The 18,712-nt window shown below is 47.4% G+C and carries 14 protein-coding genes; all 14 read right to left on the reverse strand.

Annotation, left to right across the window (positions count from 1 at the left end):
• A partial coding sequence (locus KVT36_RS27400; protein WP_217606632.1) for a non-ribosomal peptide synthetase occupies positions 1–3,752 on the reverse strand: 3,752 nt, incomplete at its 3' end.
• Between the two features lie 57 nt (positions 3,753–3,809).
• A complete protein-coding gene (locus tag KVT36_RS27405) occupies positions 3,810–4,646 on the reverse strand; it encodes a phytanoyl-CoA dioxygenase family protein (protein ID WP_217606633.1) in 837 nt (278 codons plus the stop codon).
• 56 nt (positions 4,647–4,702) lie between these two features.
• Positions 4,703–6,028, reverse strand: a complete 1,326-nt coding sequence (locus KVT36_RS27410; protein ID WP_217606634.1) for a lysine N(6)-hydroxylase/L-ornithine N(5)-oxygenase family protein — start codon at positions 6,026–6,028, stop codon at positions 4,703–4,705.
• A 10-nt stretch (positions 6,029–6,038) separates the two neighbouring features.
• The gene (locus KVT36_RS27415) at positions 6,039–7,739 is read right to left on the reverse strand and encodes a carbamoyltransferase N-terminal domain-containing protein (RefSeq protein WP_217606635.1); all 1,701 of its coding nucleotides are present in this window, start codon (positions 7,737–7,739) and stop codon (positions 6,039–6,041) included.
• Positions 7,740–7,753: 14 nt separating this feature from the next.
• Entirely contained in the window at positions 7,754–8,815 is a 1,062-nt protein-coding gene (locus KVT36_RS27420; protein ID WP_217606636.1) for an FAD-dependent oxidoreductase, read from the reverse strand.
• Positions 8,806–9,147 (reverse strand): cupin domain-containing protein, encoded by a 342-nt coding sequence (locus KVT36_RS27425; RefSeq protein WP_217606637.1) that lies wholly within the window; start codon positions 9,145–9,147, stop codon positions 8,806–8,808. Before KVT36_RS27425 ends, KVT36_RS27420 begins: the two co-directional genes overlap by 10 nt.
• A gap of 11 nt (positions 9,148–9,158) precedes the next feature.
• Positions 9,159–10,775, reverse strand: a complete 1,617-nt coding sequence (locus tag KVT36_RS27430) for a class I tRNA ligase family protein (protein ID WP_217606638.1) — start codon at positions 10,773–10,775, stop codon at positions 9,159–9,161.
• Positions 10,768–11,841: a C45 family peptidase gene (locus tag KVT36_RS27435; RefSeq protein WP_217606639.1), complete on the reverse strand. Its 1,074-nt coding sequence runs from the start codon at positions 11,839–11,841 to the stop codon at positions 10,768–10,770. Before KVT36_RS27435 ends, KVT36_RS27430 begins: the two co-directional genes overlap by 8 nt.
• Positions 11,814–12,401, reverse strand: a complete 588-nt coding sequence (locus tag KVT36_RS27440) for a GNAT family N-acetyltransferase (protein WP_217606640.1) — start codon at positions 12,399–12,401, stop codon at positions 11,814–11,816. The genes KVT36_RS27435 and KVT36_RS27440 overlap by 28 nt, the downstream gene beginning before the upstream one ends.
• Positions 12,388–12,648, reverse strand: coding sequence for a hypothetical protein (locus KVT36_RS27445; protein WP_217606641.1), 261 nt, complete (start codon positions 12,646–12,648; stop codon positions 12,388–12,390). Before KVT36_RS27445 ends, KVT36_RS27440 begins: the two co-directional genes overlap by 14 nt.
• Before the next feature lie 2 nt (positions 12,649–12,650).
• On the reverse strand, positions 12,651–14,174 hold the full coding sequence (locus KVT36_RS27450) for an AMP-binding protein (RefSeq protein WP_217606642.1): 1,524 nt from the start codon (positions 14,172–14,174) through the stop codon (positions 12,651–12,653).
• Between the two features lie 48 nt (positions 14,175–14,222).
• Positions 14,223–15,164 (reverse strand): 3-oxoacyl-[acyl-carrier-protein] synthase III C-terminal domain-containing protein, encoded by a 942-nt coding sequence (locus tag KVT36_RS27455; RefSeq protein ID WP_217606643.1) that lies wholly within the window; start codon positions 15,162–15,164, stop codon positions 14,223–14,225.
• A 15-nt stretch (positions 15,165–15,179) separates the two neighbouring features.
• Positions 15,180–17,618: an outer membrane beta-barrel family protein gene (locus tag KVT36_RS27460; RefSeq protein ID WP_217606644.1), complete on the reverse strand. Its 2,439-nt coding sequence runs from the start codon at positions 17,616–17,618 to the stop codon at positions 15,180–15,182.
• Between the two features lie 157 nt (positions 17,619–17,775).
• Positions 17,776–18,705: a cupin-like domain-containing protein gene (locus tag KVT36_RS27465; protein WP_217606645.1), complete on the reverse strand. Its 930-nt coding sequence runs from the start codon at positions 18,703–18,705 to the stop codon at positions 17,776–17,778.
• Positions 18,706–18,712 lie beyond the last annotated feature (7 nt).

The following is an 18,712-nucleotide window of genomic DNA, read 5'->3' on the forward strand; positions in this document are numbered from 1 at the left end:
GAACCGGATAACCGCTCCTCCCAGTAAGACAATGCGGTTGCCAGGCCATCCCCATCGAGGTAACGGCGTTGCCATATCGCATAATCAGCATATTGAATGGAAAGCGCAGGTAAAACAGCAGCGCTGCCCTGTTCGTAGCTACGGTAATAAGCAACAAACTCACGCACCAGTATTGGCAACGACCAGCCATCTGAGGCGATGTGATGTAACACGATCACCAACAAATGATCACCTCCTGGCTCCCGGATCAGGTGCGCTCTCAGCATATGATCGCGTCCAAGATGAAAAGGCATTGCCACCACCTCCCGGATCTGATCGCTGATGGCCGATGTTGCAACCTCATGATACACCAGCTCCCATTGATCTTCCGGCAATATCTCCTGCCAGGTTTGATCATGCTCACTTTTTAACACGCTGCGCAGTACCTCATGACGGTTGATCACCTGTTGTAAACCGTAACGTAATGCATCCACATTAACCTGCCCATGCAACCTGAATACACCCGGAATATGATACTCCCGGCTGCCCTGCAGCTGGTTTATAAACCAAAGCCGTTCCTGTGAAAAAGATAAAGGAATACGCTCCGGACGGGCGCCTGCAATAATACCAGGTAAATCAGACAGCGTGGTTATACCCGCAGAGCCGGGATTATCTAAATAGCGGGCCAGCTCCCTTATAACAGGCATATTAAAAATATCCCGCACAGCCACTTCCCGGCCCAGCTGCTTACGGATGGCGGAAACCATACGCGTGGCCAGGAGAGAGTGCCCACCCAGCTCAAAGAAATTATCTGTAACGCCTATACGGTCTTTTTTCAGCAAATGCTTCCATATATCTGCCAGCCGTAATGCGGTTTCTCCCTCAGGAGCAATATAAGTATGTTCATCCCCATGGTCAGTGCTCAGCAATGCCAGACTCCGGCGGTCTGTTTTGCCATTGGGGGTTAATGGTATTTGCGGCAATCTTACGATCACAGATGGCACCATATACTCAGGCAGCTTTGCGCGTAAAAATGTCTGCAGTGCTGTTTTATCAAAACTGTCATCACTGGTCACATACCCGGCGAGATAGCGGTTGCTGCTCTCTCCCCGAGCGATCACTACTGCCTGCCGGATGCCCGGCGCCTGTTCCAGCACGCGTTCTACCTCACCCGGTTCAATACGGTAACCACGCAGCTTTACCTGGTTATCTTTACGGCCCAGGTACACCAGGTTACCATCCGCTTGCCAAAAGGCAAGATCGCCGGTTTTGAATACATGCTGTTCCTGCTGGTCACTAAACGGATCAGTGATAAATCTTTCATGGGTTAATTCGCTGCGCTTATAATAACCAGGTGACACCGGTAAACCTTTCACCAGCAATTCTCCCGGTACACCTACCGGGCAAAGATCCCCTGCCTGATCTGTTATGTAAACAGCCGCATTTGCAATCGGCCGGCCAATAGGCACAACCTCACTATCCGGCCGGGCTGCTAATAAAGAAGTATCATAACAGGTTACATCAGCTGCTACTTCTGTAGATCCGTAAATATTCAGCAGCTTATGTGTGGATGGGGAAAAATGAGCATAGAATGCTTTTACCAGGTCTGCGGTCAGCTCTTCGCCGCTGCTGGTCCAGTATTGTAAAACAGAGAGGTCTAACTGGCCGGCTTCCAGGCGCCCCAGTATATAGCGCAGCAAAGAGGGCACCAATACAATGCGTGTAATACGATGCTCCGACAAGTGTTGTAAAAAGCGATCTATATCAAGTATATCATCATTATTAAATAAAACAGATGGTATTCCCTGTAACAATGGCCCGAACAGCTCCCAAATATGATCTACAAATCCCAGGGAGGTTTTCAGCGCAAACTGCTCTCCGGAAGCAAACGGGTACAGGCCCCACATCCAGTATAAACGGTTAAGGATAGCGCTGTTCAGCAATTGCACCCCTTTGGGTGCACCGGATGAACCAGATGTATAAATAATGCTGATAAGGGGATCCACACCGGATGTTCTTCGGGGATCAGCAACAGGAAAGGCGCTGCATGCCCCCAGGCTTACCGAACGTGTATCCGTTGCCGGTACATTGTGATGCTCATCTACCAATACCAGCGGACCTGAAATATCTTCCAGGATCAGCAGTATCCTGTCTGCAGGATACGCAGGATCAACCGGAACATAAGCAGCACCTGTCTTTAAAATACCCAGTACCGCTACTATCATATCTACACTGCGTTCCATGCAAACGGGCACCAGGGATCCATTTCCTACACCTTCACTTTGCAGGTAATGCGACAGGCGGTTGGAGCGCATATTCAGCTCGTCATAAGTCACCGTTTCCCCGCGCCACAGGATCGCCGTATGTGCCGGCGTACGTGCAGCCTGTTCTTCAAACAGGTCAATAACGGTTTTTTCAGAAGGGATTGTAAGGGCTGTAGGATTAAACACATTTAACAGCAGATCTCTTTCTGCTGTATCAAGCATGTTCAGCTCAGATAAGCGCTGCCCGGGCCTTGAGATAATGAGCTGTTGGATAATATTACGGAAATGCCCGCTGATACGCTGCACCATGCTTTCTTCCAGTACAGATGCATCATAACGGAACACCACCTCCATGTTATCCGCGTCCGGGAAAGCGGATATGTTCAGCACATAGCTGGTTTGCTCCGTATAGTCTTTTAATGAAAGCGGCAATAGCTTGTTCGCGGTCACCACCTTATCTATAGGATAGTTTTCCACCACAAAAATGTGATCGAAAATATCCCCGGCGCCTGGTAAATGTGCATAGTGCTTAATATCTGTAAGTGCGGTGGTTTCGTACCTGCTTCGTTGTATCAGGTTATGCTGAACACGATCCAGCAGATGGCTGATCGTTTCATCCGCAGCGCCATATACCCGCAGCGGTACTGTATTAATAAAAAGCCCTACTGCTTCTTCCAGCCCGCCTACTGCTAACGAACGGCCTGATACAACTGTTCCAAACAGCACATCATTACTGCCGCAATAACGTTGTAACAGGATGCCCCAGGCGGTATACAGCAGGGCAGCCATGGTAAGCTGGTGTTGCCTGGCAAAGGCAGCTATCCTGGTTTGGTCTGCACTGTTGAAGATCAGCTTCCGGCATCCATTCCCCTGCACAGCAGGTTTACCCTGCAGGGGTAATTTAGATGCACCGTCAAACCCGTGCAGGTATTGCCTCCAGTAACTACCGGCAGCGGCCTTATCCTGCTGGCCGGCCGCTTTCAGGTAATCCCTGAAACCGGTGCCGGGTATGGTTGCCTGCGTATTACCACCGGCATAAGCTGCGTATGCTGAAATAAAATCTTTCAGGATAATCCCGGCACTCCATCCGTCATAAATGATGTGATGGTTTTGCAGGATCATTTCATAGCTGCCGGCCCCACGCCTGATCAATAAGATACGCCAGGTTGCTTCTTCAAGATCAAAGCGTTTGCTGCAAAGTTTCTGCACATCCTGCTCAGATGCAGATGTATCCAGGAAGGTAATATCCGGTGAACATTGTTTTTGGATGACCTGCACCGGGCTGCCCAGCTCCTTCCAGCGGAACACGGCCCTCAGCATTTCATGCTGCCGGCTTACCTGCTCCCAGGCCGATCTGAAAACCGGCAAACTGACCTCCTGGTGTATAATTAGTGAAAGTTTCACCAGGTATTGATCCGTATCCGGTGAAACAGTATAATGAAAAAGAATGCCTTCCTGCAATGGGGTAAGCGGCAGGATAGTTTCTACATTTTCTCTCGTTAATGACATAGATCAATATCCTCTAAGCTTTTATCTCTGTGTATGTTAGGGTCACGGGTAATGGCATCAGGCAAGTCTTTCGCTGATAGGAGCAATAGGATCATACTTGCGGATGGAAATAAATTCCGGTCTTGGATTAGGAATATCCATTAATTTATTATCTACCCTGTTATAGGTAAGCAGATAAGTGAACCTGTCCCAGGGAGAAAGATTATTAGCCGATGCATGGAAAATATTTCCGTGGAAGAATAAAACAGCACCGGCCCTTCCTTTTGCAGAAAAAAGACCTTTCTTCTCCGCCCATTCAGCAAGGGTTTCCCGTTCCAGCTTATATTTCAGGTTGGCGGTTACCGCCGTCATAAAAGGGGCGCTTTTCAGGTATTCAGCATACCACTCATTATCCTGCCCGTTCACATCCACTATATTTTCCCGGTCATCAAAAACACCTTCCTTGTGAGAAGATGGGATCAATATCAGGGGGCTGTTAAATTCATTCACGTCGTTGTAAAAGATCATAGCAGTCAGCACATCAGGCCGGGGCATGCCATCATCATTTTTCCAATAGGGGTAATCCTGGTGCCATTCCCACCAGTCGCCTACCATAGCAGCCTTAATATTGATCTTACTCTGGTGCAGGTACACATCGCTGCCCAGCAACTGGGCAGCCGGTACTACCAGCCGGTCCAGCCGGTGGATCTTATCATATACTTCGTTTGTAAGATGAGGGGCGAAGAATGTCCGCACCGATCCGTTTTTTTCCAATATTCTCCGGGGATCTTCTTCAGAAATGATCTTGTTCATTTCAGTTGTAAACAAATCAATTTCTTCAGGATTAAAAACATCCTCAATTAAAAGAAAGCCATTTTCTTTAAAGAAGAAGATCTGATCTTCTGTAAGTTGCATGTGAGTGAGCATTTAGTGGAACATGATCAAAGTAAAACAAACAAAGCAGCGCAGGGTTATATTGCCCTGGCCCTGAAACCATTTTTCATAATCGTCAGCTTATCCCAGCTCAGTAGTGACTTATCGATCTCTGTATTATAAACCTTCTGCTCCATCAGCGCATTAATGATCTTTGCGCTTCTCCAGGCCAGCAAGCTCAGGTTAGGATCTGCTACTCCACGTACATGCCTGGCTCCGTTATGGATATAGATCTTACCTTTCATGTCTTTTGTGGTTACAATAGAGAAATCTTCTGCTACATCATACTTTCCATCTGTGGTGGAGATATAACCGTCCAGCGGTTCAAGACATTTATGCTGCTGGTAATTAAAGCCGGTGGCCAGCACAATAATATCTACATCCATGTACTGCACTGCGCTGCTTTTTTCCTTTAAGGTCACTTCAGCACAGAAACAGTTCTCTGTACGTTCCGCATTAGTGAAATAGGTGCCTGGATAGAAATCCAGTATATCTATATCCCTGAGGAATTTATAATTATAGATCGTTTCATAAATATCGCTGAGCGTTTTTTCACTAACACCATCACTGGTGAACTTCTGCCTTTCCAGCAATTTCTCCTTGTCTTCCTTATGCAGGTTATAGAAGTAATCGCTGTATTTGGGTGTGTATAATTCGTTTGAGAAAGGCGTATTTTCTAATGGCAGGAAATTATAGTTGCTGCTGATCCACTGTACTGACAGCGGAAGGCGCTCTTCTTCCTTCAGCAGGAACAATATTACTTCAGCGCCGCTTTGGCCGCCGCCTACCACCATTATCCGCTTTCCGCTGAAATCAACATTACTGGTCAGGAACTGCGAGCTATGCACCATACCGGAGCCGATATGCTTACGGCAGAAACCCGGGACATTAGCGGACAATCCCGCTCCCATAGCCAGGTTCTTTGCCTTATAAGACACATCGTTCACAGTAACCTCAAAACAGTCGTCCTTATATTCTATCCGTTGTACGGTAGACATGAAATGCAGGTTCTGCATCCTGGCTACCGCCCATTTAAAATACTGTACGAATTCACGTCTTTTTAAGCCGTCAAACTGTCCTTTTGATGCGAACATATAAAGCCGGCCGGTTTCTTTCAGGAAATTCAGGAAAGTGAACTGGCTGGTAGGGTCCACCATTGTAACAAGGTCTTTCAGTATAGACACCTGTATGGTAGCATCCGGAAATAACATGCCCGGGTACCAGTTGAATTCAGATTTATCATCAAAGAAAATGCTGTTTACCTGTTGGTTATACGGTGCTATCAATGCAGCAGTACTAAGATTGGAAGGTCCTATTCCCACTCCCAGCAGATCATATACAGACGATTCATTAGTGGTTAACATATGTGTGGTTTTATATCATGTTAGTCAATGCAGTTTCTTCCTCCTGTATGATCGGGAGATACAGGTACCTGCTGTAGCCTTTTTTCATAAACAGCGATCCATTGCTCCAGACAAGATTAACGCCTCCCCAGGCAAGGGCGCTTTGCACATCCGGGAAAAATCCTTTCCCGTTGAAATTTGCGCTGGTATTACATAACAGGGGTATATTACTTACGGCTTTAAACTCCTGCAGCAGCTCGTACACAAGCGGGTTATCCCTTTCATTAACCGTTTGCAGGCGGGCCGTACCATCCAGGTGGCATATTGCGGGTATACGGGACAGCCAGGCTTCCCTTGTCTTATGCGTAAACAGCATATAGGGATCAGGAGTACCCGGCTCAAATACTTCGGGGGCATCTTCTTCAAGGCAGATGGGCGCTACAGGCCTGTAGTACTCTCTTACCTTCACGGTATTCAACAGGTGTTTCATAACCCCGGAAGCAGGTGAAGCAACAATGCTCCGGTTACCTAATGCCCGCGGCCCCAGCTCGGCGTTGCCATTCAACAATACTACAGGCTCGTTTTCGGTATGCAGGAATGTTGCCAGTTGTTTTATGCTGCATGGCATGCTTTCCCAGGCAGGATCAATGGCAGTATCCATCAACGCCGGACCGCTATAGGCATTCCATATCAGCGCTCTGGAATCAGTGTACTTCAGCATTTCGCAACAGGCGGTACCAATAGCGCTGCCCGCATCATTCGGGAAGGGCGGCACCCATACATCGTCAAATAAACCACTGTCGCGGATAGCGCTGTTCCAGGTAATGTTCAGCGCTGCGCCGCCTGTTATACACAGGTTGGTTGTTTTTACCGGCCATGCTTTACAGGCCGCCGCAAGATGGTCTATCAATAATATTTCAATGAATTTCTGGAAGCTGGCTATTACATCCGGTGAGCTGTAATTATTCATGATCTCTTCATCCAGCAATACATCTATGCAATGTATGTTCTGTTTGTGCAGATCAGCGTCTGTGGGTGTGATATATGGCGGCTGCCAGGAATCAAAAGCCGTTTGCCATTTATCCAGCAGCTCCTGGCGTACATTACCTAATGCGGCAAAGGCCATTACCTTACCCGGGATTGCAAAGTCGTTGCAGTCCTTATACTGATCAAAAGGAGGGAACTTATGCGCAAAACAGGCATATACCATAGCAGTTAACGGGAACAGATCCTTTACGCCGCTGAAATAATTCGTTTGTGCATTATAGTGATACAATTGCGGAAACATACCGCCATCCCACACCAGAATAAACGCATCCTCTCCCGCAGCGGCAAAAGGGCTGGCGCAATAGGTGCCGGCTATATGCCCGGCCACATGTCGATAGCTCTTACAATTGATACTGGCATAACTTTCTATTGCAGAAGGCGTTTCTGCCAGCAGGTCTGCACCATCCAGGTAGCTGCCGTAACCTGCCAGCTGCAGGCCGGGATGGCGCCCCTGCAGGTACTGCTGCAGCGTAGGATGCCAGCCGTCAAATACAATACTGTCCACATCTTCCATCTTATAGCCAAAACGCGCTATCAGATCAGCTACTTCCTGGTTGGAAAGTGTAAAGCTGGAGTGCCGCGGCCCGTTGTTAATTTTTTCCAGCTCATGGGAAAAAACCAGGCGGGCATTATCGATCAGGGCGATGGATGCATCATGCCCTAATTTTATACCACATATTAACATACTTGTTTACTTTATTACGTTAAGGTAGAGATGGCGCTTTGTGCCAGTGCCGGCGCTAATCTGAAGCCGGAACCTCCGGGTGCGCCGACAATAACATATCCTGTATCGGGGGTTTCAATAATGGGGTCGCCGTCGGGGCTGTAAAGATCGCAATAGGCGCGGCCGCCTGCTATCCTGCTGTGCAGCCCTTCATTGTACTTCCTCAGTACATTTGAAGCATCTGAATAATTGGCGGGGCTTATCTTAAAATCATCTTTGTAAATATCCAGGTCCCAATCCTCACACCTGTAGCTGAACAGCCAGCGGGAAAGATGCGGCTGCGGCAGGAAAAACGCATCATCGTTGAACAGGTAAATGATCGGCGCATTGGCGGGGGGCGCTTCATCAATATGTAAGGCTACTATTTTTTTTATCCTGGTTTGCCGGTACGCTATACTGGCGGCAGAAAACCCTTTATTCATCCAGGGGCCGGTTGCATCAATTATGGCGCCTGCCTTCAGCGATACGCCATAGTTGGTAGCCACCACGTATTTATCCGCCGGTTTATCCAGCGATGTAGCTTCCGTTCCCTCATATATGGTGATCTTTTGCTCCCTGGCCAGCTCCAGCGCCAATGCATAGGTGATATCATTATAAGCGTATTGTGCATGCAGCTGGTGAAAGTATTTATTGCCCTCACCCAGCTGAAACCCGGCAGGAACATGCTGATGGAAGGAAGCCACCGTACCTTTCTGCGCGCCCGGGGCAGTGATGTTGGAAAGCACTTCTCCTATGCTGCGCTGGTGTGCAATTCCTACAAAAGGTACGCGGGCCACCGGCAGCTCAGGATATTTTTCCATGAGCTCGGAAAACAGTCCCTGGCTTTTACCGGTCAGCTTTCTTTTGTAGGCGGTAACGCCATAGGGAAAATCCAGGCAGGCCGAATAGGCTGTTACGCCTTTACCCAGCATGCCCTTGTCCATAATGGCGATCTTTTTGTGCGGCCATGCCTGAGAGGCATAGTAAGCACAAAAAATACCAATAACACCTCCCCCGATGATCAGGATATCATACTCTCTTGTTTCAGTTACCACCATATGGAGAGGATTTCAAGATTATGATCGTTTGAAAGATTAATGATCTGGTGCGTGGAAAGTGAATTGAAGAAAAATACTTCTCCTTCTTTCGCAATCACATCCTGCCCGTTGATCGTAAGGCGGCCTTCACCTTTTGCGATATACCAGTACTCCCGGGACCTGTGCTGGTCCTCTACGGACCGCTGACCGGGATAAACAATAAACCGGATCAGGTTAAAATCAGACAGGGCCTGATCTTCAAATATCTTGGAGAGATTATAGGTAGCCGTTTCATTAGTCAGCTCCGATGACGCTACCGTCATGGGAATGATGGGTTGAATATGCTTTTCCATTGAATGTATTTTTACGGGTTAACTTTTATGCTTTCCGGCAGGCATTTTTCCATCTGGGTATAGCTGACCTCTTTAAACAGGATGTCCTCTACCGGCTGGCGTACGATCTTATTACCGGAAAAAAAATGATCAATGGTAAGCTCCGTTTCATCAGACAGCCGGTTCCAGAGCGCGGTGGATATATCCGGCATAAAAGGATAAGCAAGCAATGCAAAACCTTTCAGCCACCAGTAAGCGTACAGCTTTCTTTCTGCTGCATCCCAACCGTCAAACCGGTCCATCCATTCATCAACCGGGTGTAATGCATCTGCCAGGTTAAAGCCGGGCGGGTTAAGAAAGCTGTTCTGTTCCGCTATAAGGGATTGTAAAGCCGCGCACCATTTGTCGTCCGGAGCCTCTCCGGGGAGCTGAGGCAAAACCGCAAATGCTTCTTTCAACACATTATTGTAACGTACAAACAGCTCTTCATTCACAACCGTTATAAACTCGCTGACATCAAAGTTCTTTTTCTCCAGCTCAGGGTTTTGCCTGGCCAGGTAATATCTTACAACATCCGGCTGCACCTGGGCCAGGTGTACAATATCACTGCCCCAGATCACATGTATCCTGCTGGTAGAGAACTTTTCCCCGTTCAGGTAATAAAAATGATTGCTGAGATAATAGTCGAAAGCTTTTAAACCAGGCAGCTCCATACCGCCGGCCAGTACGCCCGCCAGGTAAGGAATGGCATTGTCTATACCAAAACTGGCAATGGTAGTAAAATCAGAAGCTGCATCAAAGGGATGTATCGGAAGATCAAACTGCTCCTTACAGATATCCCCGCAGAAAACAGAGAAGAACAGCAAAGCAGAATAGGTAAAGAGCACCTGCTTTTTATCAGCACCCCACTCCCATTCCACACCGGTAGCCTGCGGTGTTGTAAGGCGTATATAAGGGCCCTGCAACTCGACGTACCGCTTTAAGATATCAGCAAAAACGCTGTTGATCTCCATTTTTTCCACTTTATCAAAAAGCTTCTTTGTATCCAGCTTCAGGTAAAGCGCAGTGCCTTTTATTACGCGGGCATCGGGGTAGGTGGCTGCATCAAAAATATCAGACGGCCGATAGTGCGTGCCACAGGTTTCACATAAGTAACTTCCCGTTCCGCTGCCACAATTAGGGCAGGTACCTTTGATCCAGCACCCGTTCAGGAACCGCTCATTGACAGGGTCATAAATAAGATCTTCCTCCCTTTCCTCTACCACGCCTGCATCTGTCAGCTGCTGCATCAGCTCTTTTTCCCTTTTAAAGAAACGCGCTCTCCATTGCTCATCCAGCGGGTTCAGGAAAAAATCAAAATGGATCTTTAACGCCTCAAGATCTTTAATGATCTGCGGATGGAATTTGTTACATACATCCTCCGTACCTATTCCAAGCTGGCTTGCCTTCAGCTCTACATAGGATTCAAATACGTCTGAACCGGATACCACAAAAGCTTTTCCACCGCCCCGCTCTGCCTTTCTGCGCAGGATATCCATTTTCAGGTAAGGACCTGCCAGGTGGCCCAGGTGCATACGGCCGTTAGGTGTTGGCATTTCAGGTACCAGCAGGTAATTTTTTTCTTTTGGGAAATTGAATTGCTTACTCATTGTTATTGATGGGAAGATTAAAGAGTTGATACTTTTCTGTACATGCTTTGCCTTTCAGCGCCCGGAAAGCGCCTTGCCTGGGATACATGATCACAGCAGCCACGGTTTCGTTCAGTTTTATATTTGACTCGTTGTGGGCGCAGATGCCTACTGGATGCAGCGTATGGTCTGCGAAGGCGGCCTGAATATTTTGCAGGCTCCAGTCATTACCCAGTTTTTTACCCAGCAGCGCCAGGCGTTTTGCAGAAGAGTTCTTGCTGAATATATTCATCCTGTCTTCGCTTTTCAGCTCAGGGTGCAGGAAATGATTGGTATGCAGCAGCTGATCTCCCTCTGTAACACGGTAGGTTTCCGGCGTGATCTCCAGTATTACCTGCCTGCGCCGGTCTGTAATGGTGAAGCTGCGGGAGCTGGCCACCGGAATGGTTTCCACTACCTGCAAACATTCTTCGATAGTGCTGCACTCCAGGAATTTCCTTACCAGTAAATAAGGAGGTATGCCTGCTTTCCAGCCGCCGGATACTACCAGGTTAATAGTTACCGCCAGCCCGGCGCTGTTCATTCCCATATAGCCCAGTAACCCGGCAAAGGAATACATCAGGATCTCCGGTTTTTTTTTGTTTTCCGGAATAATTCTGAATACCCGCCCTATATCTGTCATGTTCCCGTTCAGATCAATGGTTTGTGCCAGCACCACCTCTTCCTGCGTGTAACGGGCCAGGGAGCTGCAATCTCCCAGCAGCGTAAAGCTGCCGGTGCCTATCAGCTCCCTTCTTACCTGTAACAACACGGCTTCGTCTGTTTGTATACCGGCGCCCTGCGCCAGCCCTTCCAGCTCCTCCATTATCTCCGGCAGGTATTGTGCAATAACCTGCCGGTAAGGCAATACCAGTGCGGGTAGCTTATCAGCATCCAGTGGCCGGGACCGCAGGCTGTTGATCTGGGCCAGGTTATCTGCCAGGAAATGCCGGATAGGCTCTCCCAGCAAACGGCCATGTTGCACCCCTCTTTCAAAAGCCGTTCCTTCCAGCACTACTTCTAAACCTGTTGCCTGCGCTGTTCCCATTCCGGTTTCAGTATTGAATAGTAAATAGTATCCCTGCGCCGGTTGTGCGGCATCAGGGTATGGGAACGCAGTATGCCTTCTTCCGTGGCGCCTATTTTCAGTAATGCCTTACGCGCCTTCTGGTTCAGCACATCGGTTTTAAATTCCACCCGCATCATATTCAGCTCGTCAAAAGCAAAAGCCATCAGCAGGGATTTATACAGGCCATTGATACCTGTTCCCTGCGCATCCGGTGAAAGCCATGACCAGCCGATCTCAATACGTGCGTCCCGCAGGGAAATATTCCCAAAGGAGGACATGCCCGCAATACGGTCCTGCTTTTTATCAATGATCACAAAAGGCACCTTCTGTTTGCCGGCAAACTCTTTCAGTGCATCTTCCACATAAGTGACCAGCTGCTGCTCTGTACTGATCTCACTGGTGAAATAGGTCCAGATGGAAGGATCAAAAGCAATGTCTTTTAATTGCCCGATGTCGTCCGGGGATACAATGCGCACTTTTACCCGGTCATTTTCCAGCGTCAGCCGGCTGTCGAACAAGCGCTCTTCATTCGTTTTCATTACGGTCCTGTACTTTAGATGTTAATAAGTCTGTTATATCCTGCACTGTTTTCAGGCGCAGCAGTTCATAATCACTGAAATCCATAATGCTGATGCCCAGCTGGTCTGTTACAGTGGTCAGGAACGCAACCAGCTTAATAGAGGGTATAGCCAGGTTTTCCTTGATATGCATCTCTGGCGTTATTGTTATATCCTTATCCAGCTGAAGTTTGAGATTGTCTACAACGATGTTTAAAATATCACTCATAACTATTTGTACAGCTCCTCAAAACTGTTAAGGAATTGCTGATATATTTTTTGTCTTTTGATCTTATGCTGATTGGAAAGCAGGTCGTTCTGCATGGAGAATTGCTCCGTTTGTATACAATACCGGAAGATCTTTTCTTCTTCCCTTGCCTGGTCGTTGAAGGTTTTTAATAAGCTTTTCACTTCACCTTCAGTAAGGCCGTCTGCAGCCGGTACGATCATGGCTACCAGGTAAGGCTTATTATCCCCGTAAACCACACAATGCGCTATGCCGGTATTGGTTTCAATTTTCTCTTCTATGCTTCTCGGAAATACTTTCTTTGAATTGGATAGAATGATAATATCCTTTATACGGCCGGTTACAAATAAATAACCTTCTTCATCCATATAACCGCAGTCGCCCGTTGCAACGTAACCATCCGGCCGGAAGGTTTGCGCCCGTTCCTGCTCTCCGGCAATGGTATAATTATGGCATACCGGGAAATCACTTTTCACCAGGATCTGCCCATTGTCATCAAACCGCAGTGTTATGCCTTTAAAAAGTTTTCCTACACTGCCGGTCTTATTATGTGCTGTATAATTTTTTGAAATGATACAGGTTTCGTTCATACCATATCCCTGGTAAAGGGGGATACCCATATTGAAATAAAAGCTCAGGATCTCCTTTGAAACAGGGGCTGATCCGGTCCACAGATAGTTAATATGCCCACCCAGGAATTCATGGAACGGGCCAAAACGCGCTGCCCTGCTGCCGGATGCCAGGAATGCATTATAGGCTTCTCTCAGGCTATCATCTTTTCTCAGTAAAGCGGAAAATTCATCATAAAACACTTCGTAGATATAAGGCACTCCCATTATCACAGTAGGCTTATCCTGTTTTACAGCGGCAAACACATAACTCCTGGGGATAATGATCACTGTAAGATCATAAAGGATAGCAGAATACAGCCAGTAACGCTGCTGCAGTATATTCAGTGGCAGAAATACCAGGATCCGCTCCCGGGGCGAATGTTGGAAGATCTCCTGTGTACCTTCCAGTGAATTGCTTAATCCTGCTGCAGCATGCCCGATCACCTTGGGCAAACCAGTACTGCCTGAGGTGGATTTATAGGATATTACTTCCATAGGGGCATAGGCATGGGGCGTACCTGCCTGCTCCGCTGTGCCGGTGTTTAGTTCCTGCAATCCTATGCAGGTATATCCTTGTTGCCCTAAAGCAGCAGCTTCTTCTTTAAATTCTGCGCTTACCAGCACCGCAGCAATCCTAAGCCGGTCCGACTGGTATTGTGCCAGTACAGCCCCGGGTTCCAGTGGCAATAACTTAATACCGCAGTAGATACAGGCCAGATCAGCAATGATCCACTCCAGGTCGTTCTTACCTATGATGCACAGCACTGTATCACTGTCAAATCCTTTTCCCCTCAGCCAGGCTGCGGCTGCCCGCACCCTGGGGAACAGCTCCGGGAAAGAGATCTCTACTTTTTTACGGCCGTCAAATGTGATGAGTTTCCCTTTACTAATCATCATTCTGCCGGTCAGTTCATTTATGAGGCACATAATTAATGTAATAGGCTGTTAAACTTGTTCAAGATACAGGCTGATGTTGGAGCCGGCCCAGCCTGTACCAAAAGAGATCATCTTTGTGTTTTTTGCGGGGCTCTTCTCCATCAGTGACCGCAGGTTCACCAGGAAATCAATAGCATCCAGGTGGCCATAGGCCGTAAGATTATCTGTGAATACCTGTTCACGTGTAAATCCCAGGCTGGTGAGGCACTGCGTTACCAGCAAATGATTGGCATTCTGTATAATAACGTTTGAAATAAACGCCGGTTTCAGCTTATACTTCTTCATCAGCCCTGCAATACAGAGCATGTAGTTCTTACATAACAGCAGGGAGTTATCCTCATTAACATTTGCCTGGTATAACATACCCTTTGTAAGGGAATGTTTTCCATGCACCAGCACTCCATCTTCCTTATCTGCATTCAGGTACACCAGCCCGGCCCCGTCTCCCTGTATGGCATAGCTGCCAATGATCCTGTCTTCATGACGCAGCAGCTTATTGGCTGCTGCAATAATAATATTGCTCACATTCCCGGAGGCCAGTATGTTTTCCGCATAACTGACCGCGTATTCCACATTAGAGCAGTGGTTGCCCTGCAGCACCAGCACATCTGCGTTCTCCATCTTAAAAGTATGCTGCAGGTAATGTCCCAGGTTGGCCATACGGTCACCTTTGTTCCTGTCGTCACCTATCAGTATAAACAGCTCTGTTTCAAAAGGAGTAGTGATATTACTATCAAAAAATCTGCTTAACAGAATATGCAGCTGTTCTGCTTCCGTGATCTCCGCAGCATGTGCTACTTCCTGTATGCCTGTTACGTTCCTGAAGAAATGAATACCATCCTCCTGTGTTTCAAATGCAGCGGGCAGCTTACCTGTTCCTGAAATATTATCAAATACGGTTTCCAATGTCACACGCGCCTGCGGGACATAATAGTCTACATACTTTATCATAACCGGTTATATTGCTTATCTGCCTATACTTCTCACGTCCAGCTCATCTTCGTTGCTGATGCCGCGTTTATTTTTCCTGATCTTTTCCTTCAGCTTACCAAAGCGGTAATTGAGGCTAACGCTGAACGATCTCCAGTAAAACTGGAAGTCCCCTGTCTGGTAAAAATCGGGGCCTTTTGTATAACCAACGTAATAGAAGAATTTAGTAAAGGGGTTATTAATAATTGCCGAAGCAGTTAATTTATCATTAAAAAAGCTCTTGCTTCCTCCCAGTGAAAGGTAAACAAATGCATTTGTTTTACCCTGTAATGTTACCCGGGGGCTCAGGTACTGTACCTGGGCATTGGCGCGCCATCCCTTATTGAACCGGTAGTCTGTGCCAACGCTGAATGAACCCCGCAGCCCGCTGTTGCTTTGCAATACGCTGTCCACCACTCCCTCTATCCAGATGTAATTTAACAGCCCGTTCATATTTACCCTCCAGCGGGTTGTGAGCGGGTAATTAACACTGAAATTGGAGCCAATGGACCGTTCTTTGCCTATGTTCTTAAACGTGCGGAAAGTAACGTTCGTTTCTTTGTTATAGGAAGTAACCATCTGTACAGCCCTGTCTGAAAAAGAGTAAGTTAATCCCACATTCACCGCTCCTTTTTTGCTCAGGCTATAGTTAAGCTCAATATTGTTGCTTAATACCGGGCGCAGGTCCGGGTTACCGCTTGTTACAAAGTTAGGATTGGAGCGGTCTACAAAAGGATTCAGGCTCCAGATGTTAGGCCGCTGCAAACGTTGTGCAAAGCCAAAGCTCAGGCTCTGTGCATTTTTCAGGTTCCTGCTTACAGATATGGATGGTAACACATTGTTATAGTCCTGCTTTACTTTGGCATCAACAAAATCTGCATCTATAATGGTCCTCTCCGCGCGTACACCCGCTTTCACGCTCCACTCTTTCAGGTTATACTGCCCGGAGATATAAGCGCCCAGCACATCCTGCTTATTGCTGTATGCATTGGAAAAAGCAGTATCTACTTCAAATTCCCCGGTATTCTGGTTGCGCGATCTATACTGGAAATCACTGTTATTATGCCGCAATATGGCTTTAACACCGGTTTCTATGCTGAAGCCTTTATTGATGGGCAACGCAAAATCTACCTGGTAGGTCTGTTCTGTTGTTTTCCCATTGTTGGTTTGCTGATAGTCCGGCGTTGGATAGTTCTTGCGGTTAGCAAAGCTCAGCGCATTGAACTGGTCATTGGTGCCCTGGTTATAGTTATAGGAAAAGGTCAGCAGCCGGTCTTTATGCTTTTTAAAGCCCAGCTGATAGTTTACGTCAATGCTGTAAGTGAGCATATCATTTTTCCCTGGGCCTGCCAGATCGTATTGCTGCAGTACGGTATCCATTGCGTCTGTCATAAGGCTTTCCTGCCGGGAGTTAGACTTCATATGGTTCTTATTAAAGCTAAAGCCGGCGGCCAGCAGGTTCAGGCTGTCAATTTCAAAGCTCAGCTCCGTATCCAGGTAACCGGATGTTTGTTCGGAATTTTTTATGCTATGATAAATAAAGCTGGTAGGATCATCGCCATAAGTATCGCGGGTGCCGGTTCCCCTGGTATCAGGTGTTCTGTTATAACCCGCCCCGCCGGTAGCGGAGATCCCGAACTTCCCTGTTTTATAGGTAATGGAAGCGCCGGCATTAGGCCCCCCTGCAGGAAAGCGCTCACTGATATTAATATTTCCGTTATACCCGTCGCCTATTTTTTTGGTGGTGATAATATTGATAATACCGGCCAGCCCCTCACTTTCATACTTTGCCGGCGGGGTGGTAATTACTTCAATTTTCTGGATATTGGAGGCAGGGATGCTGCGCAGCAGGTCTTTGGGGCTGCCTTGAAAACGCAGGGGTTTCCCATTGATAAATACCCGGTAATTGGTACTGCCTTTCAGCTCTATATTATCTTCCGCATCAACAGTAAGCAGCGGTACCCTGCGCATCATTTGCAGTGCGGTTTCCACCTTGCTTGCCGCATCTGCCTGCACATCAAATATAAGGCGGTCCGCTTCCCGGGTAATAAGGGGCCTGGAGGCCACTACATCTACTTTATTCAGCTGTGTGCTTTGAGCGCTCAGCAGGATATTACCCAGGGCCCCTGCCTGGCTGTTATTGGCAGACAGCTCTACGGTGACCATCTTCCTGTTATATCCTATAGCAGTTACCAGCAGCGTGTATTGGCCAGGCAATAACCGGTCCAGCAGAAAGGCGCCCTGCTCGCTGGTAACAGTACCTTTTACCTGTGCAGCTGTTGCAGACCTTAGCTCCACGGTAACATATGCTACAGCCTTACCGGTTGCAGAATCCTGGATGTTTCCCTGAATAGAAAGTGTTCCCTGTTGCGCTTTTGCAGAAAAGATGATGGTAAAAAAAACAGATATTGTTAATAGGAGATGACAAAACTTCATACCGGGTTCTGTTATACTGGTTTTCTGAGTAAATGGGTTTTCAAAAATTTGATGCCTTGGATTGATCAAGCAGGTTAAGCTATGCTAAGATAAATGGATAATCAGTTATCTGCATAAAAAAGCCTGCTTATTTTCAGAGAACCCATTTTCACGGTTATTACTGACCGGCTTTCCAGATCAGATGCCGCAGCCATGCATAACCACTAAACGACTTTATCAGCAGCTGATTATTCTTAAACATGTAAGGATGTCTTTTATACAGGTCCCGCAACAGGTAGTTAGACATATCTCCCATAACATGCCAGGGGCTTTTCCAGCAATATACCAGGGTAAATCCAACTTCATCCTGCGTAGGATAAAGACCATGATACCAGAATGGCGGAATGTACATAGCATCTCCTTCTTCCACATCTGCCGTCATAGGTTTTACGTTTATGGACGGGTCCAGCTGCTCACCGGACAAATAGCGGTCCTGGTCCAGGAAGCGGGATACCGTACGCATTTCCGGCAAATGCGGCGGGAATACGGTAATCCGCTTGGAGCCGCTTACCTGGCACATTAACGTTTCATCCATCGGATGAAAATGCCAGTTGGAGCTGGCCCGGTGATACATTAAAATGCGTTTACGCGGATATTTTCTGGGTATGCCTGCATCAGGCAGGAACGGGAAACCGGGCGTATCTTTTTCCAGCGCTGCCACGTGGGTATCTGCTGCAATAACACGCGCACTGATCTTGAACACATCATCCTTTTGTGCAAATAAGCGTTCTACTGCATCATGGAACGGCATTTCTTCCATCTGGTCCGGGCGGGGAAGTGCAAAATTACGGAAAGCGCCCACCTTCACATTTTCATTCCGGCTATTGGCAATCCAGTAATCCTTCTCCTTCCAGTTGCTCATTGCAGACCAGTGCTTAATGGCTCCTTTGATCAGGCAGGGTTTACTTTTATCTACCCAGTTCTTCACAAACTCCTTCTCTGTAAGCGATTCAGCGTATAGTACAGGAATAGGAGCCGCGTTCTCTATACCCGGTATAACGGAAGTAATACCGTCACTGAGCGATGTATGAATAAATTGATCTTCCATGGTAATA

This window comes from Chitinophaga sp. GbtcB8 (genome assembly GCF_019091455.1).
Taxonomy (GTDB): Bacteria; Bacteroidota; Bacteroidia; order Chitinophagales; family Chitinophagaceae; genus Chitinophaga.

Bases quoted from the DNA above. Each gene is read 5' to 3' on its own strand.
- KVT36_RS27405 (WP_217606633.1), bottom strand. From the start codon at position 4,646: ATGCAACTTACAGAAGATCAGATCTTCTTCTTTAAAGAAAATGGCTTT.
- KVT36_RS27410 (WP_217606634.1), bottom strand. From the start codon at position 6,028: ATGTTAACCACTAATGAATCGTCTGTATATGATCTGCTGGGAGTGGGA.
- KVT36_RS27415 (WP_217606635.1), bottom strand. From the start codon at position 7,739: ATGTTAATATGTGGTATAAAATTAGGGCATGATGCATCCATCGCCCTG.
- KVT36_RS27420 (WP_217606636.1), bottom strand. From the start codon at position 8,815: ATGGTGGTAACTGAAACAAGAGAGTATGATATCCTGATCATCGGGGGA.
- KVT36_RS27425 (WP_217606637.1), bottom strand. From the start codon at position 9,147: ATGGAAAAGCATATTCAACCCATCATTCCCATGACGGTAGCGTCATCG.
- KVT36_RS27430 (WP_217606638.1), bottom strand. From the start codon at position 10,775: ATGAGTAAGCAATTCAATTTCCCAAAAGAAAAAAATTACCTGCTGGTA.
- KVT36_RS27435 (WP_217606639.1), bottom strand. From the start codon at position 11,841: ATGGGAACAGCGCAGGCAACAGGTTTAGAAGTAGTGCTGGAAGGAACG.
- KVT36_RS27440 (WP_217606640.1), bottom strand. From the start codon at position 12,401: ATGAAAACGAATGAAGAGCGCTTGTTCGACAGCCGGCTGACGCTGGAA.
- KVT36_RS27445 (WP_217606641.1), bottom strand. From the start codon at position 12,648: ATGAGTGATATTTTAAACATCGTTGTAGACAATCTCAAACTTCAGCTG.
- KVT36_RS27450 (WP_217606642.1), bottom strand. From the start codon at position 14,174: ATGATGATTAGTAAAGGGAAACTCATCACATTTGACGGCCGTAAAAAA.
- KVT36_RS27455 (WP_217606643.1), bottom strand. From the start codon at position 15,164: ATGATAAAGTATGTAGACTATTATGTCCCGCAGGCGCGTGTGACATTG.
- KVT36_RS27460 (WP_217606644.1), bottom strand. From the start codon at position 17,618: ATGAAGTTTTGTCATCTCCTATTAACAATATCTGTTTTTTTTACCATC.
- KVT36_RS27465 (WP_217606645.1), bottom strand. From the start codon at position 18,705: ATGGAAGATCAATTTATTCATACATCGCTCAGTGACGGTATTACTTCC.